Annotated in this window: 21 protein-coding genes; 13 read left to right on the top strand and 8 right to left on the bottom strand. The window is 60.3% G+C overall.

All coding sequences use genetic code 11. The annotated features are described in order from the left end of the window. Window positions 1-68: 68 nt before the first annotated feature. From pgl to JJQ51_RS06585, 4 genes are all read right to left on the bottom strand, one after another. A complete protein-coding gene (gene pgl / locus JJQ51_RS06600; RefSeq protein ID WP_113330082.1) occupies window positions 69-767 on the bottom strand; it encodes a 6-phosphogluconolactonase in 699 nt (232 codons plus the stop codon). A 15-nt stretch (window positions 768-782) separates the two neighbouring features. Next, a complete protein-coding gene (zwf, locus tag JJQ51_RS06595) occupies window positions 783-2,258 on the bottom strand; it encodes a glucose-6-phosphate dehydrogenase (RefSeq protein ID WP_095433980.1) in 1,476 nt (491 codons plus the stop codon). 131 nt (window positions 2,259-2,389) lie between these two features. Further along, window positions 2,390-3,688 (bottom strand): NAD(P)/FAD-dependent oxidoreductase, encoded by a 1,299-nt coding sequence (locus tag JJQ51_RS06590; protein WP_152093698.1) that lies wholly within the window; start codon window positions 3,686-3,688, stop codon window positions 2,390-2,392. Window positions 3,689-3,700: 12 nt separating this feature from the next. After that, window positions 3,701-5,137: a glutamine synthetase family protein gene (locus tag JJQ51_RS06585; RefSeq protein WP_152095529.1), complete on the bottom strand. Its 1,437-nt coding sequence runs from the start codon at window positions 5,135-5,137 to the stop codon at window positions 3,701-3,703. Window positions 5,138-5,274: 137 nt separating this feature from the next. On the opposite strand from JJQ51_RS06585, the gene JJQ51_RS06580 reads away from it, so the two are divergent. The 3 genes from JJQ51_RS06580 to JJQ51_RS06570 all read left to right on the top strand — a co-directional run bounded on the left by JJQ51_RS06580 (window position 5,275) and on the right by JJQ51_RS06570 (window position 9,615). After that, window positions 5,275-6,456 (top strand): NAD(P)/FAD-dependent oxidoreductase, encoded by a 1,182-nt coding sequence (locus tag JJQ51_RS06580; RefSeq protein ID WP_152093696.1) that lies wholly within the window; start codon window positions 5,275-5,277, stop codon window positions 6,454-6,456. A 154-nt stretch (window positions 6,457-6,610) separates the two neighbouring features. Continuing rightward, complete coding sequence (locus tag JJQ51_RS06575; protein WP_173002499.1) at window positions 6,611-6,754, top strand: hypothetical protein; 144 nt, start codon at window positions 6,611-6,613, stop codon at window positions 6,752-6,754. Between the two features lie 323 nt (window positions 6,755-7,077). After that, window positions 7,078-9,615 carry a methyl-accepting chemotaxis protein gene (locus JJQ51_RS06570; protein WP_152095528.1) on the top strand — a complete coding sequence of 846 codons (2,538 nt, stop codon included), beginning with the start codon at window positions 7,078-7,080 and terminating at the stop codon, window positions 9,613-9,615. On the opposite strand, the gene JJQ51_RS06565 is transcribed toward JJQ51_RS06570, so the two are convergent. Next, complete coding sequence (locus JJQ51_RS06565; RefSeq protein ID WP_113353786.1) at window positions 9,591-9,848, bottom strand: hypothetical protein; 258 nt, start codon at window positions 9,846-9,848, stop codon at window positions 9,591-9,593. The genes JJQ51_RS06570 and JJQ51_RS06565 overlap by 25 nt on opposite strands. A gap of 87 nt (window positions 9,849-9,935) precedes the next feature. Between JJQ51_RS06565 and JJQ51_RS06560 the strand changes: the two genes are divergently transcribed. After that, the gene (locus JJQ51_RS06560) at window positions 9,936-10,808 is read left to right on the top strand and encodes a LysR family transcriptional regulator (protein WP_113395718.1); all 873 of its coding nucleotides are present in this window, start codon (window positions 9,936-9,938) and stop codon (window positions 10,806-10,808) included. A 36-nt stretch (window positions 10,809-10,844) separates the two neighbouring features. Here the strand turns inward: JJQ51_RS06560 and JJQ51_RS06555 are convergent, their stop codons facing one another. After that, window positions 10,845-11,843 carry an aldo/keto reductase gene (locus JJQ51_RS06555; protein WP_113353787.1) on the bottom strand — a complete coding sequence of 333 codons (999 nt, stop codon included), beginning with the start codon at window positions 11,841-11,843 and terminating at the stop codon, window positions 10,845-10,847. Between the two features lie 339 nt (window positions 11,844-12,182). Between JJQ51_RS06555 and JJQ51_RS06550 the strand changes: the two genes are divergently transcribed. From JJQ51_RS06550 to JJQ51_RS06535, 4 genes are all read left to right on the top strand, one after another. Beyond that, window positions 12,183-13,271: a polyamine ABC transporter substrate-binding protein gene (locus JJQ51_RS06550; RefSeq protein WP_233788612.1), complete on the top strand. Its 1,089-nt coding sequence runs from the start codon at window positions 12,183-12,185 to the stop codon at window positions 13,269-13,271. Between the two features lie 129 nt (window positions 13,272-13,400). Next, entirely contained in the window at window positions 13,401-14,543 is a 1,143-nt protein-coding gene (locus tag JJQ51_RS06545; protein ID WP_113353788.1) for an ABC transporter ATP-binding protein, read from the top strand. 2 nt (window positions 14,544-14,545) lie between these two features. Continuing rightward, the gene (locus JJQ51_RS06540; protein ID WP_113353789.1) at window positions 14,546-15,457 is read left to right on the top strand and encodes an ABC transporter permease subunit; all 912 of its coding nucleotides are present in this window, start codon (window positions 14,546-14,548) and stop codon (window positions 15,455-15,457) included. Between the two features lie 3 nt (window positions 15,458-15,460). Beyond that, window positions 15,461-16,276, top strand: coding sequence for an ABC transporter permease subunit (locus JJQ51_RS06535; protein WP_113353790.1), 816 nt, complete (start codon window positions 15,461-15,463; stop codon window positions 16,274-16,276). A gap of 28 nt (window positions 16,277-16,304) precedes the next feature. Here JJQ51_RS06535 and JJQ51_RS06530 read toward each other — a convergent pair whose 3' ends face one another. Continuing rightward, window positions 16,305-18,200, bottom strand: a complete 1,896-nt coding sequence (locus tag JJQ51_RS06530) for an AsmA family protein (protein ID WP_113330094.1) — start codon at window positions 18,198-18,200, stop codon at window positions 16,305-16,307. 165 nt (window positions 18,201-18,365) lie between these two features. Between JJQ51_RS06530 and JJQ51_RS06525 the strand changes: the two genes are divergently transcribed. Both JJQ51_RS06525 and JJQ51_RS06520 read left to right on the top strand, forming a co-directional pair. Further along, window positions 18,366-20,318, top strand: coding sequence for an acetoacetate--CoA ligase (locus JJQ51_RS06525; protein ID WP_113353791.1), 1,953 nt, complete (start codon window positions 18,366-18,368; stop codon window positions 20,316-20,318). Window positions 20,319-20,672: 354 nt separating this feature from the next. Further along, the gene (locus JJQ51_RS06520; RefSeq protein WP_113354067.1) at window positions 20,673-22,589 is read left to right on the top strand and encodes a DEAD/DEAH box helicase; all 1,917 of its coding nucleotides are present in this window, start codon (window positions 20,673-20,675) and stop codon (window positions 22,587-22,589) included. An 88-nt stretch (window positions 22,590-22,677) separates the two neighbouring features. Here the strand turns inward: JJQ51_RS06520 and JJQ51_RS06515 are convergent, their stop codons facing one another. After that, window positions 22,678-23,700 (bottom strand): class I SAM-dependent methyltransferase, encoded by a 1,023-nt coding sequence (locus JJQ51_RS06515; RefSeq protein ID WP_113390250.1) that lies wholly within the window; start codon window positions 23,698-23,700, stop codon window positions 22,678-22,680. Between the two features lie 358 nt (window positions 23,701-24,058). Between JJQ51_RS06515 and JJQ51_RS06510 the strand changes: the two genes are divergently transcribed. From JJQ51_RS06510 to JJQ51_RS06500, 3 genes are all read left to right on the top strand, one after another. Continuing rightward, window positions 24,059-24,871 carry a chromate resistance protein ChrB domain-containing protein gene (locus JJQ51_RS06510; protein ID WP_113353793.1) on the top strand — a complete coding sequence of 271 codons (813 nt, stop codon included), beginning with the start codon at window positions 24,059-24,061 and terminating at the stop codon, window positions 24,869-24,871. Between the two features lie 6 nt (window positions 24,872-24,877). Further along, window positions 24,878-26,281 carry a chromate efflux transporter gene (chrA, locus tag JJQ51_RS06505; protein ID WP_113353794.1) on the top strand — a complete coding sequence of 468 codons (1,404 nt, stop codon included), beginning with the start codon at window positions 24,878-24,880 and terminating at the stop codon, window positions 26,279-26,281. 128 nt (window positions 26,282-26,409) lie between these two features. Then, the gene (locus JJQ51_RS06500; protein WP_113353795.1) at window positions 26,410-26,811 is read left to right on the top strand and encodes a GFA family protein; all 402 of its coding nucleotides are present in this window, start codon (window positions 26,410-26,412) and stop codon (window positions 26,809-26,811) included. Window positions 26,812-26,821 lie beyond the last annotated feature (10 nt).

The raw sequence follows: 26,821 nt of genomic DNA, 5'->3' as shown, positions 1-26,821 counted from the left end.
CAAGGGCACATGGCGCAGCATAGGTTGCTGTGTCATTCAAGGTTCGATGACGAGGCCTGTCGGCCGTGTCAGGGAGCCCAATAAATCTCGACCGGGGAAGCCGCCCGCCGCAGCATGGAGCGGATCGGCATCTCGGTTTCCTCGCCCGCCGCTTCGGCTTTGGCGAGAACCTCTTTCTTTCCTTCTCCCTCGATATGGAGCACCAGCAATCGGGCATCCTGAAGGCTGGAGAAAGTGAATGTCAGCCGCGGCTCACCGGCACCTTCCGCTTCCATCGTGATGATGCCGCGCGGGGTGTTCGGATCGAGTGCGGTCTTGAGATTGCTGCCGCCGGGAAAGAAGGAGGCGGTGTGGCCGTCATTGCCCATGCCGAGAATGGCGACATCGAAGGGATGGCCGATAGCCTTGGTTTCTTCCGTGGCGATAACTGCAGCCTCTTCGACAGAGGCCGCAGCCTGATAGAGCGGAAGGAACTTGGCGGCTGCCGCCTTGTCCTTCAGCAGGTTTTCCTGAACGAGCAGGTGGTTCGAACGCGGATTGTCCGCCGGCACGAAGCGTTCGTCGACGAGGGTGATCGTCACCTTGCCCCATTCGATCGAGCGCGATGACAGCGCCTGGAAGAAGGCCTTCGGCGTCGAGCCACCGGAGACCGCGATGCTTGCGGAGCCGCGCGTCGCGACGGCGACCGAGAGGGTCTCGGCCACCTTGTCCGCGAGCTTGCCGGCGAGTTCGGCACCATTGGCAAAAGCATGCATATTCGCTGTCATCGTCATCGTCCCAGATTAGATATCGTCATGCCAGGTGCGGCCGTCACGCTCGATAAGCGCAATAGCCTGGCTCGGACCCCAGGTGCCTGCCGTGTAGCCCTGCACCTGCTGGCTGGCTTCTTCCCAACCCTTGAGGATCGGGTCGACCCATTCCCATGCGGCTTCGACTTCGTCGCGGCGCATGAACAGCGTCTGGTTGGAGCGGATGACGTCCATCAGCAGGCGCTCGTAGGCATCCGGATTGCGGACGTTGAAGGCAGACGCGAAGCTCATGTCGAGCGAGACGTTGCGCAGGCGCATGCCGCCCGGGCCTGGGTCCTTGATCATCAGCGACTGCTTGACGCCTTCGTCCGGCTGCAGGCGGATGATGAGCTGGTTGGCGACGATGCGGCCGGCAGCCTGATCGAAGATGGTGTGGGGAATGTGCTTGAAGGTGATGACGATCTCCGACATGCGGCCGGCAAGGCGCTTGCCGGTGCGGATGTAGAAGGGAACGCCAGCCCAGCGCCAGTTGCCGATTTCGGCCTTGATGGCGACGAAGGTTTCGGTGTTGGAAACGCCGCCTTCCAGTTCGTCGAGGTAGCCCTTGACCGGACCGCCTGCCGAGGCGCCGGCGCGGTACTGACCGCGAACCGTTGCTTGCTCGACGTTGGAAGCGTCGATCGGCTTCAGCGCGCGCAGCACCTTCAGCTTCTCGTCGCGAACGGCTTCCGAATCCATCGAGGAGGGGATTTCCATCGCGGTCAGGCAAAGCAGCTGCAGGATGTGGTTCTGTACCATGTCGCGCAGGGCGCCGGCGGTGTCGTAGTAGCCGGCGCGGCCTTCGAGACCGACCGATTCAGCGACGGTGATCTGGACGTGGTCGATATGATTGGCGTTCCATAGCGGCTCGTAGAGCGCGTTGGCAAAGCGCAGCGCCATCAGGTTCTGCACGGTTTCCTTGCCGAGATAGTGGTCGATGCGGAAGATCTGCTCTTCCTTGAAGACCTTGCCGATCGTGTCGTTCAGCTGCAGGGCGGATGCAAGGTCGCGACCGATCGGCTTTTCGACGACGATACGGGTCTGCTTGGTGATCAGCTTGTGATCGTGGATCTTCTGCGAGATGTCGCCGAAGATGCCAGGCGCGACGGCGAGGTAGAAGGCGCGCACGCGCTCCTTGCCTTCGTCCAGTATCTTCTTGAGCTGATCCCAGCCGGCGTCGCTGCGCGCGTCGACCGGTACGTAGAACAGACGAGCGAGGAACTTCTTGACCTCGGCGTCGTCATATTCGCCCTTCTTCAGGTGCTCCTTGAGGGCGGCGTCGGCAAATTTGCGGTATTCCTCATTGGAAAGCGCGCTGCGTGAAGCGCCGATGATGCGGGTTGGCTCGGAAAACTGACCTTCGACCTGACGATGGTAAAGAGCGGGCAGGAGCTTGCGTTCGGCAAGGTCGCCGCTGCCGCCGAAAACGACATAATCAAATGGTTCAACGGGAATGATCTGGCTGCTCATGAGCTATCTCTCAATCGGTCTTGGTTGAGGCCCCTTTTAATCTAATCGATTTAAAAAGGCCAGTGTGCATCGCAAAATTCAGATGCGCTTTTTAGAGCGGATTGCCGGCGGAAGAAATCATCTTCCGGTTTTCAAAACCTGTCGCGCAACGCAAACCACGAGAGCGCCAGGAACAACAGAGGCGCCCGCATGCGCGCACCGCCGGGGAAGGGCGGAATGTTCAGCTCCTTGAAGAGATGAAGCTCGTCCGCATTCCCGAGAACCGTTTTCGCATAGAGTTTACCGCAATAATTTGACAGCATCACCCCATGGCCGGAATAGCCGCCGATCGAGGTCACGCCCGGCATGACTTCGCGCACGAAGGGCTGGCGCGGCATGGTGATGCCGACCGAACCGCCCCAGGCATAATCGATCCTGATATCGCCGAGAGCTGGATAGATTTCGGTGATTTGCCGGCGGATGTGCTGCGTTATGTCGCGCGGATTGTCTGATGTATAAGCCTCGCGCCCGCCGAACAGCAGGCGTCCATCCCTCGATTTGCGGAAATAGCGCACGACGAATCGCGAATCGGCCACCGCCTCGTTGCCGGGAAGAACCTGCGGAAAGCGGTCGAGCGGTTCGGTCGCGCCGATGAAGGAGCGGATCGGCATGACGTGACTTGCCGTCACCGGCTCCAGATTGCCAATGTAGCCGTTGCAGGCGATCAGCACGCGGTCGGCGGTGATCTCGCCGCCATCCGTTTCGATGATCGTCTTGGCGCCGGCCTGCCGAAAACCCTTCGCCTTGGTCATTTCGAAGAGAGACGCACCGGCCTCAGCCGCGACGCGGGCAAGGCCGATTAGCAGCTTCAGCGGGTGGATATGACCCGTGCCCATATCCCGGACGCCATAGAGATAGAATTGCGAACCCAACCTCTCCTGGGTTTCGGCCTGATCCATGAAGGTCATATGCGGATAGCCGTAGCGGGTCGCCGCGATCTCCGCACTGTCCATATAGTCGCGCTTGTAGCTGCGCTTATGCGTGACATTCATCTGGCCGGGCAGGAAATCGATGTCGATGCCATGCTCGGACGCGAAATCGAGAAGATGCCGCTTGGAATCTTCGGCCAGATCGAAGAGGGCCTTGGAGCGTTCATAGCCAATCTTCTCTTCGAGCTCTTCGGGCCACCAGCGCTGGCCGGTGCCGAGCTGGCCGCCGTTACGGCCGGAGGCGCCGTCGCCGAAGCGGTTGGCGTCGATCAGAGTGATGTCGACACCGCCTTTGGCGAGGTTGTAGGCGGCCTGAAGGCCGGTATAGCCACCGCCGATGATCGCGACATCTGCGCGGCGCGAGCCGTCGAGCTTCGGATAGATCGGACGCTGGCCGACGGTCGCCTGGTAGAAGGAAAGGCCTGGAGCAATCGGGCTCTGCCAAGTTTCCTGCAATGTCATGGGCGATCTCCCTCACACGTTGAGCAGAAGGAATTCCCGCTCCCACGGGCTGATCACCTGCATGAAAGTCTCGAACTCGCCGCGTTTCACGCCGGCATAGATACCGATGAAATCCTGGCCGAAGACCTCTTCGAAGGCCGGCTCGTCTTCCATCAGTGCGATGGCTTCGAGGAGACCGCGCGGCAGGTCGATGGAGCCTTCGTTGGCAGAATCCTCGGTCGGCGCCGTCGGCTCCACCTGCTTCATAATGCCGAGAAGGCCCGACGCAAGCGAAGCGGCGAGCGCCAGATAGGGATTGGCATCCGAGCTCGGCAGCCGGTTTTCCACACGTCTCGCCTGCGGATCGGAGATTGGCACGCGGAAAGCCGTGGTACGGTTGTCGTAGCCCCAGGCATTGTTGACAGGGCAGGACATGTTCGGCGCCAGCCGGCGATAGGAGTTCACATAGGGCGCCAGCATGGCGAGCGCATTCGGCACGAAGCGCTGCATGCCGCCGATGAAATGGAAGAATTCGGGCGAGGGAGTGCCATCCGGATTGGTGAAGACGTTCTTGCCCGTCTCGATGTTCACGACAGACTGATGGATGTGCATCGCCGAGCCCGGCTGGCTCTGCATCGGTTTGGCCATGAAGGTCGCGTAGATGCCGTGCTTCAGCGCCGCCTCGCGGATCGTGCGCTTGAACATGAACACCTGGTCGGCAAGCTCGATCGGGTCGCCATGGCGCAGGTTGATTTCCAGCTGCGCCGGCCCTTCTTCATGGATCAGCGTATCGATCTCAAGGCCCTGCTTCTCGGAGAAGTGATAGATGTCGTCGATCAGCTCGTCGAACTCGTTGATGCCGGCGATCGAATAGCCTTGGCCGCCGAGGATCGAGCGGCCGGAACGACCCTTCGGCGGGTGCAGCGGATAATCCGGATCGTCATTCTTGGCGACGAGATAGAATTCGATTTCCGGCGCCACCACCGGCTTCCAGCCGCGATCACGATAGAGCCCCATGATGCGCTTCAGCACGTTGCGCGGCGTATAGGAGACTTCCTGTCCCTCGGAATTGACGATATCGCAGATGACCTGCGCGGTCGGATCCGTTTCCCAGGGCACGACCGACAGCGTCGACAGGTCGGGGACCAGCTTCAGGTCATTGTCGCGCGGCTCGTAGCGGAAGCTTTCGGTCTCTTCCGGATATTCGCCGGAGATCGTGTGTCGATAGATCGCCGAGGGCAGTGCCAGCGATGTGTTGGAGGTGAATTTCGATGTCGGCATCATCTTGCCGCGCGGCACGCCGGCAAGGTCCGGCGTGATGCATTCTATGTCCTCGATCCCGCGTGCCCGTAACCATTGCGCCGCTTCCTTCCAGTTTGCCACGCCGCGTGCCGATCTCAGACTGGGGGGTACTATTGGTGCTTTCGAGACGGGTATGGAAGCTTTCAGCGGGGTCTTTCTCGCGGGCATAAAACACCGTATTTGGGTTGATCGGTGAGTGCATCATAACTGCAGTTTGCCAATTGGCGAGGGGGAAAACCGCTGGGACTTTCGCCGTATGATGGAAAAATGACGAGAGAGCGCGGCGAAGAATAAAGGGCTGAAGCGTGACCGGCAGATATGATGTGATCGTCCTTGGCGCAGGCGCTGCCGGCATGATGTGCGCCATCCGCGCCGGCCAGCGCGGTCGGTCCGTTCTCGTGCTCGATCATGCCGCCGCACCCGGCGAAAAGATCCGCATTTCCGGCGGCGGCCGCTGCAATTTCACCAATATCCATGCCGGTCCGAAGAACTTCCTGTCCGCCAATCCGCATTTCGCCAAATCGGCGCTGGCGCGTTTCACGCCTGCCGATTTTCTGGCCATGGTCGAGCGCCATGGCATCGGCTGGCATGAAAAGACGCTCGGCCAACTCTTCTGCGATGATAGCGCCAAGGATATCATCCGCATGCTGACCGACGAGATGCGCGTGGCCGGTGCGCAACTGCGACTGCGAACGGAGATCAGCGGCATCGAGCAGAAGGCGGGCGGCTATCGTGTCAGCACATCCGAAGGCGCCTTCGAAGCATCCTCGCTGGTCGTCGCCACGGGCGGCAAGTCGATCCCGAAGATGGGCGCGACAGGTTTTGCCTATCGCATTGCCGAGCAATTCGGCGTGCCTGTCGTCGAAACGCGGCCGGGCCTTGTGCCGCTGACGCTCGATCCGCAATTGCTTCAGCGTCTGGCTCCGTTGTCGGGCATTGCTGCCCCCGCCGAGATCCGCCACGGCAAGACGGCATTCCGCGAGGCCCTGCTCTTCACCCATCGCGGCCTCAGCGGCCCCGCCATTCTGCAGATTTCCTCCTATTGGCGGGAAGGCGAGGACATCACCGTCGCGATCGAGCCCGATATCGACATTTTCGCACTGCTGAAGAAGGCCAAGCAGGTCAATGGCCGGCAATCTGCGCAGACGGCGCTTGCGGAAATCCTGCCGAAACGGTTGGCTCAGCACATTGTCGAGAGCGAGGGCATTTCCGGCAACATGGCCGATCTGTCGGACAAACGCCTGCAGCAGCTCGCGGCTTCTATCCAGTCCTGGCCGGTCAAACCTTCCGGATCGGAAGGCTATCGCACCGCCGAAGTGACCCTCGGCGGCATCGACACGGCTTGCCTCGATTCGCGGACGATGCAGGCGAAAACCAATCCCGGCCTGTTCTTCATCGGCGAATGCGTCGACGTGACCGGCTGGCTCGGCGGCTATAATTTCCAATGGGCGTGGGCCTCCGGGCATGTAGCCGGCGAAGCGGCTTGAACTGCCGTTTCAAGGCCTTGTCGGCGCCTTGAGAAAATGGAACCGGCCTCTGTTTCTCGCGTTTTCCTTTCCTACATTATTAGTGAATACATTGGCAGTTGCCGAAAGCACCATTTGCCGGTTATCGTGTCAGTGCGAAAATGGGAATATACTCATGAACAGAACACATCGTCGCGCTCGCGCCATTGCAATCGCTCAGACCCGTGACAATGCCAAGCTTTTGGCGGCAAGACTGTTGATGTTGGCGACCGGCGTTACTGCCGCTTGCATCGCCTACCTTACCGTACGCGGCTTCTGATTTCAGCCGCCACATTGCTCTTGGCCGTCGTCGAACGGCAGCCTTGGCTCGCGCACAGAGATAGATCTCTCCCTCCGCTTTTCAGCGTTCGATTGTATGCTGCGGGTCACACTACATCCTTATCTGAAAATTAATTAATCACGCCGACAATCCCTGTCGATTTCTTGGGGCGCTCTACTGCAAGCTGGAGCCGAAGCAATGATTGCTTCCCGACTTATACTCGGGAACCCCGCCTGCTGATATTTCAAGAATGATGATTATACATCCGGTCAGCGCCGAGGCGGCGTCGACGGGGGAGCGGTGTGTGAGAGGTCTGGGCCAAAATGTTCATTGACAAGATATTGTCGCGTTTCAACATCAAGACGAAAGTTCTGATATTCGTCCTGCCGTTCGTCATCAGCATTTCCGCCGTGGGCCTTACCGGGCTTTATGCGTCGGGCCTGCTTCAGGGCCGCATGGAGATCTCCAACAGCGTCCTGCAGTCCCTGACCGGGTTCAAGAACCTCTATGGTTCCATGGATGACTTCCTGCGCATCACGAACACACAGCAGCGCGACAAGCTCTATGAGGACATCAAGTCGCAGCAGGGCGTGCTGAATGCGACTCTCGGCCAGCTCGGTGCGGATGCGGATGGTCGCGACAATCTGACCGACGCGATGGCAAAGACCGCCGACATGTCCAACCTCGTCGGCAGGCTGTGGTCTCTGCACGAACAGGAACTCTCGCTGCGCAAGACGATCGACGACGCCCAGCGCGCCTTGATCAGTGCCCGCTTCAACGTCAATTTCAACAGCCAGCAGCTGGAAGACCGGATGCGCCAGGACCAGGCGGACGCGACCTCCACGTTGCGCTCCGCCGACCGCCTGCTGAAGGGCGGCGATATGCTGGCCTCTGTTGCCGAAGACTTCAACAAGGCCGCGACACCGGCCGACAAGGTCAAGGTACTGAAGGACCGGCTGCCGGACCTGAACAAGGCGCAGCGCTCCATCGACCTTGCCTTGCCGCAGAACCAGAAGAGCGTTGTCCAGTCGCTCGTGGGTACCATCAAGGATCTTGCTGCCTTCACCGAAAGCACGGATGTTCCGACCGACGATACGATCACCAATATCAGCCGGCTGCTTTCGCGCTTCCGCCAGACCTCGACCTATACGCAGCTGACGGCGACGCAGATGATGCGCCAGGCGACCACGACCTTCGTTTCCCTCGATGCCCGAGTCGCACAGACCAATTCGGTCCTGCAGGACACGCGCCGCCTTGAAGATTCGATCTATTCGCTGCAGCTCGTGCTGGCCGATTTCAACGCCAATACGAACAAGGACAATCTCGTCCGCCTGCGCCAGGAAGTCTCCAAGCTCGGTGGCGATATCGATACGCTGAACCAGAGCGCGAAGAGCATGGATTTCGCCGGCGACATCGACTCGGCCATTCGTCCGGCCATCAAGTCCATGGATGAGGCCGGCGGCAAGCTGGTCGATACCATCAATCAGCGGATCGGCGAATATGCCAGTGCCCGCCAGCAGCTCGATCAGGTCTGGGGCCAGCTGACAGCTTTCGCCGAGACGCAGAAGCAGAGCGCCGGCAGCGAGCGCAACCAGGCAAATTCCATATCCATCCTGGCAACCGCACTCGGCATCATTCTCTCGGTTGCCGGTGGCATCGCACTCGTCCTGACCCTGCAGCGTCCGATCGGGCAGATCACCGCTGCCATGCGCCGCATCGCTGATGGTATGCTGGAGACTTCGATCTCCGGCGAGCAGCGCCGGGACGAAATCGGCGACATGGCCAGAGCCCTCGGCATCTTCAAGGAAAACGCCATTTCGAAGATCCGTATCGAGGAGCAGAGTGACGAGGAGCGCGCTGCCGCAGAGCACGAACGCCAGCGCAACGATGCCGAAAAGCGCGAGCTCGACCGTCAGATCGACTATGCCGTCAGCGAGCTTGCCGCCGGTCTCGAGCGCCTTGCCCAGGGCGATATCTCGGCGACGATCGACACGCCTTTCATCGGCCGCCTCGAGCAGCTGCGCCAGGACTTCAACAGTTCGCTGTCCCGCCTGCAACAGACGCTGAGCCAGGTCCGCAGCAATGTCGAGATGATCCAGAGCAACGGCGCTCAGATGGCGGCTTCCGCCGAGGATCTCTCCAAGCGCACCGAGCAGCAGGCCTCTTCGCTGGAGCAGACCGCCGCTGCCGTTGACCAGATCACCACGACGGTCCGTTCATCTGCCGAGCGCGCGAAGGACGCGGATGCAATCGTGCGCGAAGCCAAGCGCAGTGCCGATGACAGCTCTGTCGTCGTCGGCAACGCCATCGATGCCATGTCGCGTATCGAGGAGGCCTCGCGCCGAATCGAGCAGATCATCGGCGTCATCGACGAGATCGCTTTCCAAACCAACCTTCTTGCGCTCAATGCCGGTATCGAAGCCGCCCGCGCAGGCGATGCGGGCAAGGGCTTCGCGGTCGTCGCCATGGAGGTGCGCGAGCTGGCGCAGCGCTCGGCTGCTGCCGCCAAGGAGATCAAGGGGCTCATCAACAAGTCGACCGAGGAGGTCAATTCCGGTTCGCAGTACGTGCAGGAGGCCGGTTCGGTGCTCGCGCAGATCAGCAGCCAGATCGTGACGATCAGCCACCACGTGGAAATGATCGCCCGCGCCAGCCACGATCAGGCAAGCGCGCTGCAGGAGGTTAACTCCTCGGTCAATCACATGGATCAGATGACCCAGCAGAATGCCGGCATGGTAGAAGAAACCACGGCGGCGAGCCGCGAGCTCGCCACCGAGGCCGATGCCCTGCTGCACCTTATCCTGCAGTTCAAGATCGAGACCGGCTATAGCGCGAACTACATGCGCGAGCAGGCGGCCTGACCGCAGCGGGCGTTGCTATCGCAGGCGGATCGGCCCATTTCCGGCCGGTCCGCCTTTTTCATTGCCTGGAGTCGGGTGCTCAAAGCGACAAATATCCGCTCAATCCATATGAAGAGCCGCGGCGGCTCGAGCCCGTAGTCAAGGTAGAATAAATCTTCGTTGCAGCGCCATTGCTCTTCGCGTGCCAGGCTCTGTATTTCTATGGCTTTCGCCAGGGCCATGCTGTCCATCATGAGATGTCTCCTTCCGTGAGGCATCCCTTCAACTACACATACGAATTTGCTTTATAAACAGCCATGATCATCTTATGTTTTTCAATTATGAAAAACACGACATGGGATTCCTATCAGCTTTTTCTGGATGTCGCCCGTGGTGGCGGCCTGACCGGCGCGGTTGCTTCCAGCGGCTTGAGCCCGGCGACGATCGGCCGGCGCATGCTGGAGCTGGAGGGAAAGATCGGTCGCCCGCTGTTCGAGCGCAGCCAGGCGGGCTATACGCTGACCGGCAATGGCCAGGCCCTGTTCGACCAACTACTGGAGATGGAAGCCGCCGCCCGCAAGGTCGATAGCTGGCAGCGCGATGCTCAGGGTGCATCGATCGTGCGTATCGCTGCCGGCACCTGGGTCGGCTGGCTGCTCAGCCAGAACATGCCGACTATCTGCTCTGAACGTGACGGGTTTGGCATCGACCTTCATCTCGGCGAACGCCGCGCCAGCCTCGCCCATCGCGAAAGCGATATCGGCATCCGTGCCTTCGAGCCGGAGGAGACCAATCTCGCCGCCATCAAGATCGGCGATGTCGCCTATGCTGCCTATCAGGCCCGCAACATGCGCTTTTCCGGCCCGCAGCGCTGGATCGCGGTAGCGGAGGAGGAGGCGATCTCGGCCTATCTGCGCTGGCCGCACCAGAACAAGCGCGAGGAAATCGTTTTCACGGTCAGCCGGCCGCGTTCGCTACGCGATCTGGTGCTTGCCGGCTCCGGCATTGCCGTTCTGCCCTGCTTCGTCGGCGACCAGGAGCCGTGGCTGGCGCGGGTCGGCGAGGAAATTCCGGAGCTGCGCCATCGGCAGTGGATCGTCATGAACAATGCCGACCGTCATCGCCGGGAAATCCGCACCGTGGTCGACCGCATGACCAAATTGCTGAAAAGCCACGCCGAGCTCTTTGCCGGCAAGCGTCCGACCTATCTGTAAAGAAACCGGCGGCAATTGACCGCCGTTCGTGCTTCTTCACCGAGCTGCGTCGCCCCAGCGATATTCGACCGTGGCCTCGTCAAGCTTCGCCTTCAGTTCCGGATCGAGCTTCAGGTCGATGGCGGCCAGCGTGTCCGTGAGCTGTTCGGGGCGGCTGGCGCCGATAATGGCTGAGGTGATGACCGGATTGGCGGCCACCCAGGCGACGGCAAGCTTGGTCAGCGATTGCCCGGCCTCTTCGGCTATGCCGCGCAACTTCTCGATCGTGGCAAATTCGCGTTCATGCCAATAGCGCTGCAGATAATTGCTGCCGGCGCTGCGAAGCTGTGCGCTGAAACGCCCTTCTGTCGGCGCGACATCGTGCTTGTGCTTGCCGGTAAGGAGGCCGCCGGCGATCGGGTTGTAGGGAATGACAGCGAGGTGCTGTTCTTCGGCAAGCGGCAGAAGCTCGCGCTCGATCTGGCGGAACAAGAGATTGTAGCGCGGCTGCACCGACACGAAGCGCGCGGTGCGCAGGAAATCGGCGCGGCCGAGCGCCAGTGCCAGCCGGTAGGCGAGGAAGTTCGACACGCCGACATAGCGGGCCTTGCCGGAGCGCACGATGGTATCGAGCGCCTCCAGCGTCTCGTCGATCGGCGTCTCGCGATCGTCCGAATGCAGCTGGTAAAGGTCGACATAATCGGTGCCCAGGCGCCGCAGCGAAGCGTCGATGGCGTCGAGAAGATGCTTGCGCGACGCGCCCTGATCCCAAGGAGACGGGCCGACCTTTCCGACAGCCTTCGTCGCGACGATGAAGCGGTCGCGCTTGCCCTTCAGCCAGCGGCCGACAATCTCCTCGGTGCGGCCGGCAAGCTGCTCGCCGCCGCCGAGCGGGTAGACATCGGCGGTGTCGATGAAATTGACTCCGGCATCGGCCGCCTTGTCGAGAATGGCATGGGCGATCTCTTCCTGCTCGATCTGCAGGCCGAAGGTCATCGTGCCGAGACACAGGCGCGAGACGCTGAGACCGGTATTGCCGAATTTTTGATACTGCATGATAGGTCCCCGCTGATGGGTTTGAGTTTGCCCGCTGGGCAGGATGGCGAAACAGGCGTGAGAATGTTTGTGGACGAGAACGTCTCGATGTTAGCAAAGCCTGCTTCCGCATTCACGTGCGAAGCAAGCCCTGCATTCACAATTGCGTGCGAACGGCATTGTCTCTTGGCGGGCAATTTTGCTTGGAGATCGGTCGTTTTCGGGGAAAACGGCTAAAGCTTATGCCGGCTTGCTTTTTCCCTTGTCGCCTTCCGATTTCCTTTCTAGTCTAGCGGGAAAAACAGAGGGTTGGGTATCGCCTGGATGCCCTTGAACAAAACAGGAGAGACTATGAAGTCCATGTTCGCACGGCTTGCAGCAACGGCGTTTGCCGTCGTTTCGCTGGCAACGGTCGCTCAGGCAGAAGACAAGGTCGTCAATATCTACAACTGGTCGGATTATATCGACAATTCGATCCTGGAGGATTTCACCAAGGAAACCGGCATCAAGGTCGTCTACGATACCTTCGACCAGAACGAGACGCTGGAAACCAAGCTGCTGGCCGGCAAGACCGGCTACGACATCGTCGTCCCGACCGCCTATTTCCTGCAGCGCCAGATCAAGGCCGGCGTCTTCCAGAAGCTCGACAAGTCCAAGCTGCCAAACATCTCCAACATGTGGGATACGGTGCAGCAGCGCATCGCCACCTATGATCCTGGTAACCAATACGCCATCGACTATATGTGGGGCACGAGCGGTGTCGGCTACAACGTCGACAAGGTGAAGCAGATCCTCGGCACCGACGACGCTCCCGATATCAACGTGATCTTCGATCCGAAGCTCGCCGCAAAGTTCAAGGATTGCGGCATTTACGTGCTGGATTCACCGACCGACGTCATCCCGGCCGCGCTGCGCTATCTGGGCCTCGACCCGAATTCGACAAAGCAGGAGGACTTCAAGAAGGCCGAGGATCTCCTGACCGCGATCCGTCCCTTCGTGCGCAAGTTCCACTCCTCCGAATACATTAACGCGCTTGCCAATGGCGATATCTGCCTGGCGTTTGGTTATTCCGGCGACGTGCTGCAGGCCCGCAACCGCGCCGCCGAAGCGAAGAACGGCGTCAACATCGCCTATTCGATTCCCACCAAGGGCGCGCAGATGTGGTTCGACGTCATGGCGATCCCTGCCGATGCGCCGCATGTCGAGGAGGCGCATATCTTCCTCAACTACATCATGAAGCCTGAGGTCATCGCCAAGGCCAGCAACTTCACTGCCTATGCCAACGGCAACAAGGCGTCGCAGCAGTTCGTGAGCAAGGATGTACTCGATGATCCGGCCGTTTATCCCACGGATGCGGTTCGCGAGAAACTGTACACGCTGACCCCTTGGGACTCTAAAACGCAGCGCTTGGCGACGCGCTTGTGGACAAAGGTCACGACAGGCCAATAAATCGAAGCGGCCCGGACGGCAACGTCCGGGCCTTTCCTTATGAGGATAAAGTCAGGAATCACGAACGTGCCGGGATGGGGAAGAGCCGGCGCGACGCGCGCTACAATGGCGTTCAATTGGGGATAGATAATGAAGTCACTCGGTAATATCCGGCGTTCTTTTGCTCCTTGGATCGATCCTTCGGCCAAGCCTTACATTTCCTTCAAGAACGTGACCAAGAAGTTCGGAGATTTCACCGCCGTCGATAACCTCTCCCTGAATATCTACAATCGTGAATTCTTTGCCCTTCTCGGCGCATCCGGCTGCGGCAAATCTACGCTTTTGCGCATGCTCGCGGGCTTCGAACAGCCGACGACGGGCGAGATCGTGCTCGATGGTCAGGATCTCGCCGGTACGCCGCCCTATCGCCGCCCAGTCAACATGATGTTCCAGTCCTACGCGCTGTTTCCGCATATGTCGGTGGAAAAGAACATAGCCTTTGGCTTGCGCCAGGATGGCATGCCGAAAGCTGAGATCGACGATCGAGTCGGGCAGATGCTGAAGCTTGTCAAGCTGGAGCAATTCGCCAAGCGCAAGCCCAATCAGCTGTCCGGCGGCCAGCGCCAGCGCGTGGCCTTGGCCCGCTCGCTTGCAAAGCGCCCGAAAGTGCTGCTGCTTGACGAACCCCTTGGCGCGCTCGACAAGAAGCTGCGCGAAGAGACGCAGTTCGAACTCATGGATCTGCAGCAGAGCCTGGGGCTGACCTTCGTCGTCGTCACCCACGACCAGGAAGAAGCAATGACCATGGCCGACCGCATCGCGGTCATGAGCCACGGCAAGGTGGTGCAAGTGGCAACGCCGGCCGAGATCTACGAGGCGCCCAATTGCCGCTTCGTTGCAGACTTCATCGGCGATGTGAACATCCTCGACGGCAACGTCACCTCGGCACAATCCGGCATCGTCGAGATAGCGGTCGAATCGGGCTTCACGGTGCGCACGGCTTCCGGAGACACGCCCTCGGCGGGAAGCCGAGCCAGCCTCGCCATCCGTCCGGAGAAGCTCAGAGTGACGCCGCGCCCGCCGGCCAATGCCTCGGTCAATGCGGCCGAAGGCGAGATATGGGATATCGCCTATCTCGGCGACATGACTGTCTTCCACGTCAAGCTGAAGAGCGGGCAGGTGGTCAAGGCCTCGTCGCTGAACGCTGTCCGCGCCGTGGAAGAGCCATTCGCCTACGACCAGAACGTCTGGGTCTCCTTCGACGAAAATGCCGGCGTCTTGCTGAAGGATTGATCATGAAAGCGCTCGGTTCCCTAATCTATCAGCGCCTCGTGATCATCGTTCCCTATGCCTGGTTGCTGATCTTCTTTTTCGCGCCCTTCCTCATCGTCTTCCGCATCTCGCTGTCGACGAAGGCCTTGTCGGTGCCGCCCTACGACCCGTCCTTCGCCTGGAGCGACAGTTTCAGCGACTGGTGGGACAAGCTGCAGACCATGTCGTTCGACAACTACACATGGCTTGCCGGCGACCCGCTCTATATGAACGCCTATATCGAGAGCCTGCAGATCGCCGGCATCTCCACGTTATTGACGCTGATCATCGCCTATCCGATCGCTTATGGCATGGCGCAGGCGCCGCGCACGATCCGGCCGACCTTGCTGATGCTGGTCATCCTGCCCTTCTGGACGAGCTTTCTGATCCGCGTCTATTCCTGGATGTCGATCCTGAGCACGACGGGCCTGCTGAACCAGCTTCTGATGGCGCTCGGCATCATCCATGAGCCGCTCGTCATCCTGAACACCAATACCGCCGTCTATATCGGCATGGTCTATTCCTACCTGCCGTTTATGGTGCTGCCGCTCTATTCCGCGCTGGAAAAGATGGACGGCACGCTGATCGAGGCGGCGCAGGATCTCGGCTGCACGCCGATCGGCGCCTTCTGGCGCGTCACCTTTCCGCTCTCGCTTCCTGGTGTTATCGCCGGCTGCATGCTGGTCTTCATCCCAGCTGTCGGTGAGTTCGTCATCCCCGACCTACTCGGCGGCTCGCAAACCCTGATGATCGGCAAGGTGCTCTGGACGGAATTCTACAGCAATACCGACTGGCCGCTCGCCTCGGCGGTGGCGACCATCCTGCTTCTGGTGCTGGTGGTGCCCATCGTCTTCTTCCAGCATTTCCAGGCCAAGGCCGATGAGAAGGGGAGATAACTTATGATCCGCTGGTCCCACTTCAACATCGTCTCGGTCACGCTCGGTTTGGCCTTCCTCTACCTGCCGATCCTGCTGCTGGTCATCTATTCATTCAACAGCTCGCGCCTCGTCACCGTCTGGGGCGGCTTCTCGACGCAATGGTACGTGCATCTTTTCAGCAATGACACGATGTTGAGCGCCGCCTGGCTTACAGTGCGCATCGCGCTGCTTTCGGCGACGATTGCGACGGTGCTCGGCACGCTCGCGGCCATTACCCTGGTACGCTATACGCGCTTCCGCGGCCGCATTCTGTTTTCGGGCATGATCTATGCGCCACTGGTCATGCCAGATGTCATCACCGGCCTGTCGCTGTTGCTGCTCTTCGTCACGTCAGGCGTCGATCGCGGCTTCTGGACGATCGTCATGGCGCATACGACGCTCACCATGTGCTTCGTCGCCGTTGTTGTGCAGTCGCGCCTGCTGACCTTCGATCGCTCGATCGAGGAAGCGGCGATGGATCTCGGTGCGCCGCCGGTGCGCACCTTCTTCGAGGTGACGCTGCCGATCATCGCACCGGCGGTCTTCTCCGGCTGGGTGCTGGCACTCACCCTGTCGCTCGACGATCTGGTCATTGCGACTTTCGCTTCGGGTGCCGGCGCCAAGACCCTGCCGATGCTGATCTACAGTCAGGTGAAGCTTGGCGTGACGCCGGAGATCAACGCCATCTGCACCATCCTGATCGGCGTGGTCGCCGTGGGCGTTATCTGCGCCTCCATCGCGACGAAGCGCCGGGAGGTCCAACGGCAGAGGGACGAGCAGGCGGCTGCAGCAGCTTGAAGTGCTGCGGCTGAACGGCGTGAAAGAACTACGGCTGTTGCATGGGCTTCTGCAGAAGCGTTGCGACCGGAGAAATCACCGGATTCGGCCAGCTGCCGCCAATGAAGAAAGGCAGCATCGGCAGTTCGTCCGCGTCGGAGGGCGAGGTCGCCTCGAGCGCGCCGGAGAGTGCCAGCCCGTTGGTGCGGAACGGAACGACGCCGTTGAAGCTGATCGTTTCGTTGCGGCCCGCAATGGCCGCGTTCTGCACCTCGGCGGAACCCTTCGCAAAACTGGCATCCACGCTGATGCTATCGAAGTCGAAAGACGAATCGGCGATATCGCTCATCCGGAAGAAAGCCTTCTCGGCGGCGAGCGTGCGGAAGGTCGAGATATCGAATTGGCGAAACGATCCTGCCGACGAGGTGAAGTGCAGCGTGCCGGCGACGTCGCTGAGCGTGGCAACCCAGATCGGCTTCGAGGTGCTAAGCGAAAGATCCAGTGAAGCCGATGAGGGCATCGGCAACGGGCCTACCAGCTTCAGGCGCGTGAAGAGGCCACCAAAATCGGCGTTGCGGATCGATATCTGCAATTTGCCGCCGCCATCGAAATCGCCTGGTGCGACCTCCAGATGCGCGGTCAGCGAACCGCTCTCGAAGCTGCTGTCGCCTATGTCGAATTTCGCCTTGCCGCCTGCCACCAGCAGGCTGGCGCCGATATTCTCGAACTGGAAGGGGCCGAGAGCTGCCTTGCTCGACGACAGCCGCATATCGAGATCGAGCCGCTGCAGCGGATTGCCGTTCAACAGCGCATCAATCGCGGTTTCCGCGGCCAGACGCATGGAGAAGGCGGCCAGGAACGGATTGAGGTTCATCTGGTCGAAGGCAAGTGTACCGGAAATCTTCGGCTTGCCCGATTTCGTATAGTTCAGATCCATGATGCCGGAAGCGGCGGAATCGTTGACTTTGAAGCTGAGGTTGTTGAAGCGCAGGCCGTTGTCGATTGCTGCGATATTGGCGCTGAGCGAAATATTCTTGAGGGCGTCGGCTGCCGGCAGGCGCTGCCCGCTCCAGGCGATGAAGGAGGGCACGTTCGGCACACTCAGATCCAGATTGCCCGAAAGTGCCGAAAAATCCGATATGCTGGTAATACCTGTATAGGTCCAGCTGATCAGCGGCGAAACGAAGCTGGTCGTGGTGTTCACATTCTTGCCGGCGAAGAAGAGCAGGGGCTGCGTCGAGTCGAAGTTCAGCTTGATGTCCTGACCGTTGAAGCGGGCAAGAATGACAGCGCTCAGCGACTGGGAAAGCCGCGGCCAGGCGATGTCGGCATTGACGGCGTTCAGCTTGTAGATGCTGCCGCTGCGCTCGTCGGTCATTTCGACGCTTCCGTCCTCGATAGTCAGCATGCCGATGGCGGCATCCTGTTCCTTGCTCATCCGCATGCCCTGGCCGGAGGAGGTTTCGGCCTGTTCGATCGCCTTGGAAAGGCGGCCTTCGTTCGTCCAGTCGATCAGGCCGTTCTCGTCGCGGCGGATATAAAGGATCGGGCGCAGGAAATGGAATTCGTGAAAATGCGCATGCCCGCGGATCGCCGACCATAGCGAGAAATCCGCGGAGAGGCTGTCGACATGGCCGAGGACCTTACCGTTTCGCGACGGCTCGCGGATGGTGACCTGATTGAGCGTCACGCGCGGGGTCGGCCAGAATTCGAGCGTCGGGTCGCCCTCGATCTGGGCTCGATATCCCGTCCAGTCCGACAATGCCTTCTCAATGCCGGAGCGCACCAGACCGCTTGAAATCAGGAAAGGCGCGGTCGCTCTGAAGACAGCGAACACGATGAGGATCGTGAGAAGAATGATGCCGGTCGTGCGAGCAACGGCAGGCAGCCAGCGCGAGGCCGAACGCATCGTCAACCGCCACTTGTTGTTTTTCGAAGCTCTCATGATCCCGTGGAGACTCTTGAACTGATAGGGATAATCTGCCTGAGTTTGCCGGATATAGGAAATGTTTGTCGGATGCAAACGTCACGCACTGGCAATACCCACAACACCGTGATTTTATTAATGCGCTGCAGCATTGCTATATAGTGCAAAAAGCGGGAGAGAAATATGCAGGATCAGCAGCCGCTCTGGACACCATCGGAAACATTTCGCCGCCAGAGTCCGATGTTCGCTTTCATGCAGGAATGCAACCGCCGTTTCGACCTCCCGCTGTCCGACTTTGCCAGCCTCCACGCCTGGTCCATCGCCGACCGTGAGAACTTCTGGTCGGCGGTCTGGGATTTCTGCGGTGTGAAGGGCAAGCGCGGTGAACGGGCGTTAATCCATGGCGATGTCATGCTGGATGCCCGCTTCTTTCCCGATGCCGAGCTGAATTTCGCGGAAAACCTGCTCTCGCGAAGCGGCGAGGGCGATGCGCTTGTGTTCTGGGGCGAGGACAAGGTGCGCGATCGCTGGTCGTGGGATCGGCTGGCCGCCATGGTCTCCCGCCTGCAGCAGGCCTATCGCGCCGAGGGTATCGGCAAGGGCGACCGCATCGCTGCAATGATGCCGAACATGCCCGAAACCATCGCCTGCATGCTGGCGGCCGCGTCGATCGGTGCGATCTGGTCCTCCTGTTCGCCGGATTTCGGCGAGCAGGGCGTCATGGATCGTTTCGGCCAGATCGAGCCGAAGCTCTTCATCGCGTGCAGCGGCTATTGGTACAGCGGCAAGCTGCAGGACGTCACAGCAAAGGTCAGCGCCATCGCCCAGCGCCTGAAAGCGCCTACCATCATCGTGCCCTATGCCGGCAATGCCGAAGCCGTCGTGGCAGCGACACCGGGCGCGAGGACCCTTGGTGATCTAGTCGCGCCCTTCGAGGCGAAGCCGGTCGAGTTTGTGCCCGTGTCCTTCTCCCACCCGCTATTCATCCTGTTTTCTTCAGGCACCACAGGCGTTCCGAAATGCATCGTGCACTCCACCGGAGGCGCGCTGCTGCAGCTCCTCAAGGAGCATCGCCTCCATTGCGGCGTCGTGCCTGGTGAGAAGGTCTTCTATTTCACCACCTGCGGCTGGATGATGTGGAACTGGCTGGCGACGGGCCTTGCCGCCGGCGCGACGCTTTGCCTTTACGATGGTTCGCCCTTCGCCCCCGATGGCAACATTTTGTTCGACTATGCGCAGGAAGAGAAATTCGCGCTGTTCGGCACCTCGGCCAAATATATCGACGCCGTCCATAAGAGCGGCCTGACGCCGAAGACCTCGCATGATCTTTCGAGCCTGCGGCTGATGACCTCCACCGGCTCGCCGCTGTCGCCCGAGGGCTTCACCTTCGTCTATGAGGGCATCAAGGACGATATCCAGCTGGCCTCCATTTCCGGCGGCACGGATATCGTCTCCTGTTTCGTGCTCGGCAATCCGCTGCAAGCGGTCTGGCGCGGTGAGATCCAGGGGCCGGGCCTCGGACTTGCCGTCGATGTCTGGAACGACGAAGGCAAGCCGGTGCGCGGCGAGAAGGGCGAGCTTGTCTGCACCAAAGCCTTCCCCTCCATGCCGGTCATGTTCTGGAATGATCCGGAGCGCGCCAAATATCGGGCTGCCTATTTCGAGCGCTTCGACAATATCTGGTGCCACGGGGATTTCGCAGAGTGGACAGAGCATGGCGGCCTCATCATTCACGGCCGCTCCGACGCCACGCTCAATCCCGGCGGCGTGCGCATCGGCACGGCCGAGATCTACAACCAGGTCGAGCAGATTCCCGAGGTTCTCGAGGCGCTCTGTATCGGTCAGGATTGGGATGATGATGTCCGCGTCGTGCTCTTCGTTCGCCTTGCCGCCGGCGTCTCCCTGACCGAAGATCTCGTCAAGGCGATGAAGACCCGCATCCGCACCGGCGCCTCACCGCGCCATGTGCCGGCCAAGATCATCGCCGTTGCCGATATCCCCCGCACGAAATCCGGCAAGATCGTCGAGCTTGCGGTGCGCGAGGTGGTGCATGGCCGTCCGGTCAAGAACAAGGAGGCGCTCGCCAATCCGGAAGCGCTGGATCTCTTTGCCGGGCTGGAAGAACTCAAAAGTTAAGGTCAGCCTTAAAATTGAGGGGCAAACGATGACCATCGTTTGCTAACCTCGCGTTAAGAAAGCTTGGTCAAAAGTAAAGGCTAACTTGAGGCCGTTCGCATGAGCTGGAGCGGATTGGAGCCACTCTCGGCTCCCGAGACATGAAGTTCCCCGACTCGAGCTTGCTTTCGACAGCATAAACTTCAAAGGCAGCGCGGTTCGCTGCCTTTTTTTCGTTTCCTCGTCACGAATCCGTGTCTGCTCTGTACATTGACGCATTGAGCAAGTATGTGCACGCCTGAAGAAGAGGTTCGCGACGTGCGAACCACGATGATCGCCGCCTGATGGTGTGCGAAGAATTCCGAAAGACAGATGATGACTGAATTCGAAGGCATCGCTCCTGCGATCGCCCAGGCTTTGGCGAAGCGCGGGTATGAAACGCTGACGCCGGTGCAAAAGGCCATGCTCGATCCCGGCCTCGCTGGCAAAGATGCGCTTGTCTCGGCTCAGACCGGCTCGGGCAAGACGGTTGCCTTCGGCTTGGCGCTGGCGCCCGGCCTCCTTGACGGCGCGGAACGGTTTGGCCGCGCAGGTGCTCCGCTGGCGCTGGCGATTGCACCGACCCGCGAACTGGCGCTGCAGGTGCAGCGCGAGCTGGAATGGCTCTATGGGCTGACGGGTGCGACCATTGCGTCCTGCGTCGGCGGCATGGACATGCGCACGGAGCGACGCACGCTCGAGCGCGGCGCTCATATCGTCGTCGGCACACCCGGCCGTCTCTGCGATCACATCCGCCGCAACTCGCTCGATATCTCCGAACTCAAGGCCGTTGTGCTCGACGAGGCGGACGAGATGCTTGATCTCGGTTTCCGCGAGGATCTGGAATTCATCCTGGAAGCAGCACCCTCCGAGCGCCGCACCCTGATGTTTTCCGCCACGGTGCCGCGCTCGATCGCCAAGCTTGCCGAAAACTACCAGCGCGACGCTGTCCGCATCGCCACGGCTTCCGAAGCCAAGCAGCATGTCGATATCGACTATCGCGCGCTGACCGTGGTTCCGAGCGACAGGGAAAACGCCATCATCAACGTGCTGCGCTACTATGAGGCGCGCAATGCCATCGTCTTCTGTTCGACGCGCGCCGCCGTCAATCATCTGACGGCCCGCTTCAACAATCGCGGCTTTTCGGTTGTCGCTCTCTCGGGCGAGCTCAGCCAGAACGAGCGCACGCACGCCCTGCAGGCCATGCGCGACGGCCGCGCCCGCGTCTGTATCGCAACCGACGTCGCGGCCCGCGGCATCGATCTGCCGGGCCTGGAATTGGTCATCCATGCCGATCTGCCGACCAATCCGGAAACGCTGCTGCATCGCAGCGGCCGCACTGGCCGCGCCGGCAACAAGGGCGTCAGCGCCATGATCGTGCCGCTGAGCGCCCGTCGCCGCACGGAGCGCCTGCTGGAAGCCGCCCGTATCCGCGCCACCTGGGCAAAGCCGCCGTCAGCCGACGAGGTGAGCCAGCGGGACGATGAGCGTCTTCTCGCCGATCCGGTCTTTACAGCGCCGCTTGCCGAAGACGAGCAGTCGATCGTTCAACAGCTGCTGGAGCGCCATGGCGCCGAGCAGGTGGCAGCTGCATTCCTGCGGCAATATCGCGCCGGCCATTCTGCGCCCGAGGAGCTGCAGGACGTGCCGGCCGAAGGCGAGCGCAGAAAGCCACGTCGGGATGACTTTCCGGTCACGCCACGCGATGAGGGCTCGTCTGCGGGACGCAACGACTTCACCGATGGCCTCTGGGTATCGCTCTCTGTCGGACGCAAGCAGAATGCCGAACCGCGCTGGCTGATCCCCATGCTTTGCCGCAATGGCAATCTGACCAAGCGCGACATCGGCGCCATCAAGATGCAGCCCGAGGAGACCTTCGTCGAGCTCTCGCAGGAGAGTTTCGAGCGCTTCCTCGCGGCCATCGGCCCCGACAAGACCCTCGAGCGCGGCATCCGTGTCAAGCCGCTTGCCGGCACGCCGGATTTCCAGGCCAAGCGGGAAGGCGGCTTTGCAAAGAAGAAGCCCTTCGCTGACAAGGGACCGCGTTCGAATGACGGCCCGAAGCCGAAATGGAAGTCCGACCGCAAGCCGGAGCGGGCGCATGCAGGCGAGGGCGGCGTTTCCGAGCGTTCCGACAAGAAGCCCTGGGCGAAAAAGCCCGGCAAACCGGGCTTCGCCAAGAACGACGGCCCGCCAGCAGGCAAGCCGAATTCGAGGGCCAAGCGCAAGGCCGCGCGGGCGCAGGAGAATTAACTTCTATCAGCGAGTTCAAGGGGGCGGCGGCCCCCTCGGCGCTATCTCCGCATCTGCCGGCAAGAGGAGACCGGTACTCCCGGCATCGCTACTCGAAGAAGATCAGGCTTGCCGGCGACGGTGGTAGTGGCTTTATCCTCACATTATGAAAACCGGCACGCCTAGCCATCTCAGCCAGGTCCTTCTGCGGGTAGGCCTCGCCTTTTGGCGTACTGGCCAGCATCTCCCATGAGAAAGCGGCGGGGAAGGGCGGGGATACGAGATCGTCGTTCGGCACGAATTCCACCGCAACCACCTTACCCTCGGTGCTCAGGCTGGCTCGGCTCTTCCGCAGCAATCCTGCGCAGGTTTCCAGGTCGAAGTGATGCAGGAAGTTCGGCATCAGGATAAGATCATAATCCGTGCCCCAGTCGACTTCGAATGCACTGCCCGGAATGACCTTGTAGCGTTTGGCGACGCCAAATTGCTGCGCATTATGCTTGGCCAATTCCAGAACGGAGCCCCAATCGACCGCAACGATCTCGGCCGAAGGAAAAGCCTTCGCCATCTCGATCCCGAAAAGTCCGTGCCCTGCGGCAATATCAAGTATTTTCCTTGGCTGCATGGGCAAATTGGACATTTCGGCAGCGAGGCTGATGGCGCTGCCGCCTGTGAACGAGCCCATGCCGCGAGCAAATTTCACCCAAACCGGATTGTCCGGAGACATATTTGCCAATCCAATGGATCCGCCGTTGCGGACATAGGAAGCCGGATTGTCTAGGATCTGCTTGAGGATTTCCGGTGCGGCCAGGAATTCGATGGCCGCGCCCATATAGGCTGGCGAATGCCGGTCGAGGAAGACCCGGCTGGATGGTGTCAGAGCGTATTGATTGCCTGTTTTCGTGAGAAAGCCGTTCACAACAAGATAGTCGCACAGAATGCGCACGCCTCTTTCGGCTGCATTTGCTGCGGCCGCCAAGGATGCCGCATTGCTGCCGTCACCGATCAGAGTAAAAAGATCGAGTTCTATGGCGGCTACGATGGCGGCCGTCTTTCGGCACGCAAACATCGCATCGACCACTAGATTAGGTGAAACTTCGCCTACGTCTGCTTCTACTGCCGTCGTTGACATTGGATCCCCCCTTATGTGCCCAATGACCGACCGGAATAGTCGGTCGCAACGATGAATTATCTCACAAAAGGCGACGGACTTTAAGTTTGTCGTCGATAATACTTCAGAGGTACATCAGATATTCTTGATCGGCAGCGCGGTCTTTCATCGTTGCCGCAGAACTTCGCGACACCACGACGTCATAGGTAATCTGTAAGTGGCTGCAGAAGCCGAAAAATGCCTGCCGGTGCAGCACGCGGTTATTCGGCTTGACATTTGGAACGCGTCAGGCAGAAAATTAATTATGGGGTTGCGATCACCCCACGAGGCTACGGCTGAAGAATCGCGTCCTTAAAACCGAGCCAACGGAGGACGCGCCATGCCGTCATTTCTGGAAATCACACCCGACAAGCTTAATCGTATTATCGGCACGCCCGGTTTGCCGACGATTATCGATGTCCGCAATGACGAGGATTTCGCTGCCGATCCCCGTCTTATTCCCGGCTCCATCCGCCGCGACTATCGAAGGGTAGCGGACTGGGCGAACGAACTGGCGGGACCTGCCATCATACTCTGCCAGAAAGGACAGAAACTCGCTCACGGAGTTGCTGCCCATCTGCGTGTCGTCGGAAAGGAGGCGGAGGTCCTTGAAGGTGGGTTCGAAGCGTGGCGCAGCGCGAAGTACATGTTGGTCGCCGAGGAAAAGCTGCCTCTCCGCGATGCCAAGGGGCGAACCGTATGGGTAACGAGGGCACGACCGAAGATCGATCGCATCGCCTGCCCATGGCTGATCCGGCGCTTTATCGATCCGTCAGCGATCTTCCTGTTCGTTCCGGCAACCGAAGTTGCGCCTGTTGCCGATCGCTTCAAGGCAACACCATTCGATATCGAAGACGTCTTCTGGAGCCATCGTGGCGAGTTATGCGCTTTCGATGTCATGATCGAAGAGTTCGGTCTTGGCACTGAACCTCTCCTTCATCTTGCAACCATCGTCCGGGGAGCCGATACCGCCCGGCCCGAGCTCGCGCCTGAAGTGCCGGGGTTGCTTGCGGCCTCGCTTGGCCTTTCGCGAATGTTCAACGACGACCTGCAGCAGCTGGAAGCCGGCATGACGCTCTATGATGCCTTCTATCGTTGGTGTCGTGACGCGACAGAAGAGACGCACAACTGGCCAAATCCAAGGAAGATATAACCGGCTATGACCGATCTCGTAAAAAATACAGCCGAGCGATCAAGCGCGGCTGATCGGGACATCGTCCCCCTCCATGAGGCCGTCAAGGTCTGGACCCGCGTTGCCGCCTTGAGCTTCGGCGGGCCGGCGGGGCAGATCGCCGTCATGCACCGCATCGTCGTCGATGAGAAGAAATGGGTGGGGGAGCACAGGTTCCTTCATGCCCTGAACTACTGCATGTTGCTGCCAGGCCCCGAAGCGCATCAGCTTGCCATCTATATCGGCTGGTTACTGAACAGGACGCTGGGCGGCATGATCGCCGGCATTCTATTCGTCCTGCCGGGCTTCATTGCAATCCTTGCGCTCAGTTATGTCTACGTCCTCTTCGGAAACCTTACTTTTATCGAAGGGATGTTCTTCGGGCTCAAATGCGCCGTGCTGGCGGTCGTCGTCCAGGCGGTCTTTCGCATCGGGAGTCGAGCCCTCAAAAGCAGGGCTATGGTCGCTTTGGCCGCCGCTGCCTTTGTGGCGATCTTCTTCCTGCATGTTCCATTCCCCGTCATCATCGTTGGAGCCGGACTTATCGGCTACTTGGCCTCCCAGGCAGGGGTCGCGGCCTTTAGGATGGGCGGCGGACACAAGTCGGGCTCCGGGGCAATTCTGGAAGATAAGGACTCCGTTCTTGGCGAGGAGATCCCTTTGCACGCGCGACCGAACCTCGCCTGGTCTTTGAAGACGTCAGGTGCGCTGGCGGCCGCGTGGCTCATTCCAGTCGCGGCCCTGCTGGTTACGCTCGGCCCCGATAACGTCTTTTCCAAAATCGGCATATTCTTCAGCGAGATGGCAGTTGTCACCTTTGGCGGCGCCTATGCCGTGCTGGCCTATGTCGCGCAGGAGGCCGTGCAGCAGCTGGGCTGGCTGCGGCCGGGCGAGATGCTCGATGGTTTAGGGATGGCGGAAACGACGCCTGGACCGCTGATCATGGTCACGCAGTTCGTTGGTTTCCTGGCAGGCTATCGCAATCCCGGTACCCTCAGCCCTCTTGCGGCAGCAACCTTTGCCGCGGTGCTGACAACATGGGTCACCTTCCTGCCGAGCTTCCTTTGGATTTTCGCAGGCGCGCCATTCATCGAGAAGATGCGCGGGAATGTCGCGCTGACCGGCGCCATGTCGGCAATAACGGCAGCGGTCGTAGGCGTCATCCTGAACCTTGCTATTTGGTTCGGGCTCCATGTGCTGTTTCGTGAGACCACGAGTTTCACCTATGGCTCCTGGGCGATGGATGTGCCCGTCCTGACGTCGCTTTCATTACCCTCACTGGTGCTGACCCTGTTGGCAGCGATGGCCATTTTTCGCCTGAAGATGTCAGTAATGTCGACCTTGTTGGCATCTGCCGCTTTGGGCGTTGGCTGGACTGTCTTCGTTTCCTGACGGCGGAGGCATTCGCCGCATCGGTGGCCTGGAATGGAGATTCGTGTCCTCCCGCGCATTTGCAGGGATCTCATGACTAAGGCAGAATGCCGCTCCTTCGACCAGGCAGCGAATGGAGTGGTGCCCCCATGCTGATCGGCTCCTGTCATTGCGGCAAGACGGGTTGGACGCTTGAAGGCGATCCGGGTTCGATCACCGCCTGCAACTGCACGCTCTGCCGGCGTTACGGCACGCTGTGGGCCTATGACTACGAAGGGGAGCGGGTCTCCGTCACGGGCCAGACTGCCTCCTATACCCGCGTCGGCAAGAACAAGCCTTCTCTCGAAATACTGTTCTGCCCGTGCTGCGCCTGCGTCGTGAGCTGGCGGGGCTTAAGGCTGCAAAAGGATGGTCGCCGGCGTATGGCGGTCAATGTTCGGCTGGCGCCGCCGGATCTCGTTGCCGAGCTGCCGATCGATCATTTCGATGGGCTCGACACGTTCGAAGATCTTCCTTCCGACGGACGATGCGTGCGCGATCTTTGGTTTTGACGGCGAGCCG

The organism is Rhizobium sp. AG207R (assembly GCF_027109195.1).
GTDB classification, from domain to species: domain Bacteria; phylum Pseudomonadota; class Alphaproteobacteria; order Rhizobiales; family Rhizobiaceae; genus Rhizobium; species Rhizobium dioscoreae.
Note: the sequence above shows the minus strand (reverse complement) of the source record. Positions and strands in the feature narration are given on the sequence as shown.

Bases quoted from the DNA above. Each gene is read 5' to 3' on its own strand.
- JJQ51_RS06570 (WP_152095528.1), top strand. From the start codon at position 7,078: ATGTTCATTGACAAGATATTGTCGCGTTTCAACATCAAGACGAAAGTT.
- JJQ51_RS06550 (WP_233788612.1), top strand. From the start codon at position 12,183: ATGTTCGCACGGCTTGCAGCAACGGCGTTTGCCGTCGTTTCGCTGGCA.
- JJQ51_RS06525 (WP_113353791.1), top strand. From the start codon at position 18,366: ATGCAGGATCAGCAGCCGCTCTGGACACCATCGGAAACATTTCGCCGC.
- chrA (WP_113353794.1), top strand. From the start codon at position 24,878: ATGACCGATCTCGTAAAAAATACAGCCGAGCGATCAAGCGCGGCTGAT.
- JJQ51_RS06575 (WP_173002499.1), top strand. From the start codon at position 6,611: ATGAACAGAACACATCGTCGCGCTCGCGCCATTGCAATCGCTCAGACC.
- JJQ51_RS06565 (WP_113353786.1), bottom strand. From the start codon at position 9,848: ATGATGGACAGCATGGCCCTGGCGAAAGCCATAGAAATACAGAGCCTG.
- JJQ51_RS06545 (WP_113353788.1), top strand. From the start codon at position 13,401: ATGAAGTCACTCGGTAATATCCGGCGTTCTTTTGCTCCTTGGATCGAT.
- JJQ51_RS06515 (WP_113390250.1), bottom strand. From the start codon at position 23,700: ATGTCAACGACGGCAGTAGAAGCAGACGTAGGCGAAGTTTCACCTAAT.
- JJQ51_RS06500 (WP_113353795.1), top strand. From the start codon at position 26,410: ATGCTGATCGGCTCCTGTCATTGCGGCAAGACGGGTTGGACGCTTGAA.
- pgl (WP_113330082.1), bottom strand. From the start codon at position 767: ATGACAGCGAATATGCATGCTTTTGCCAATGGTGCCGAACTCGCCGGC.
- JJQ51_RS06520 (WP_113354067.1), top strand. From the start codon at position 20,673: ATGACTGAATTCGAAGGCATCGCTCCTGCGATCGCCCAGGCTTTGGCG.
- JJQ51_RS06540 (WP_113353789.1), top strand. From the start codon at position 14,546: ATGAAAGCGCTCGGTTCCCTAATCTATCAGCGCCTCGTGATCATCGTT.
- JJQ51_RS06510 (WP_113353793.1), top strand. From the start codon at position 24,059: ATGCCGTCATTTCTGGAAATCACACCCGACAAGCTTAATCGTATTATC.
- JJQ51_RS06535 (WP_113353790.1), top strand. From the start codon at position 15,461: ATGATCCGCTGGTCCCACTTCAACATCGTCTCGGTCACGCTCGGTTTG.
- JJQ51_RS06560 (WP_113395718.1), top strand. From the start codon at position 9,936: ATGAAAAACACGACATGGGATTCCTATCAGCTTTTTCTGGATGTCGCC.
- JJQ51_RS06555 (WP_113353787.1), bottom strand. From the start codon at position 11,843: ATGCAGTATCAAAAATTCGGCAATACCGGTCTCAGCGTCTCGCGCCTG.
- JJQ51_RS06530 (WP_113330094.1), bottom strand. From the start codon at position 18,200: ATGAGAGCTTCGAAAAACAACAAGTGGCGGTTGACGATGCGTTCGGCC.
- JJQ51_RS06590 (WP_152093698.1), bottom strand. From the start codon at position 3,688: ATGACATTGCAGGAAACTTGGCAGAGCCCGATTGCTCCAGGCCTTTCC.
- zwf (WP_095433980.1), bottom strand. From the start codon at position 2,258: ATGAGCAGCCAGATCATTCCCGTTGAACCATTTGATTATGTCGTTTTC.
- JJQ51_RS06585 (WP_152095529.1), bottom strand. From the start codon at position 5,137: ATGCCCGCGAGAAAGACCCCGCTGAAAGCTTCCATACCCGTCTCGAAA.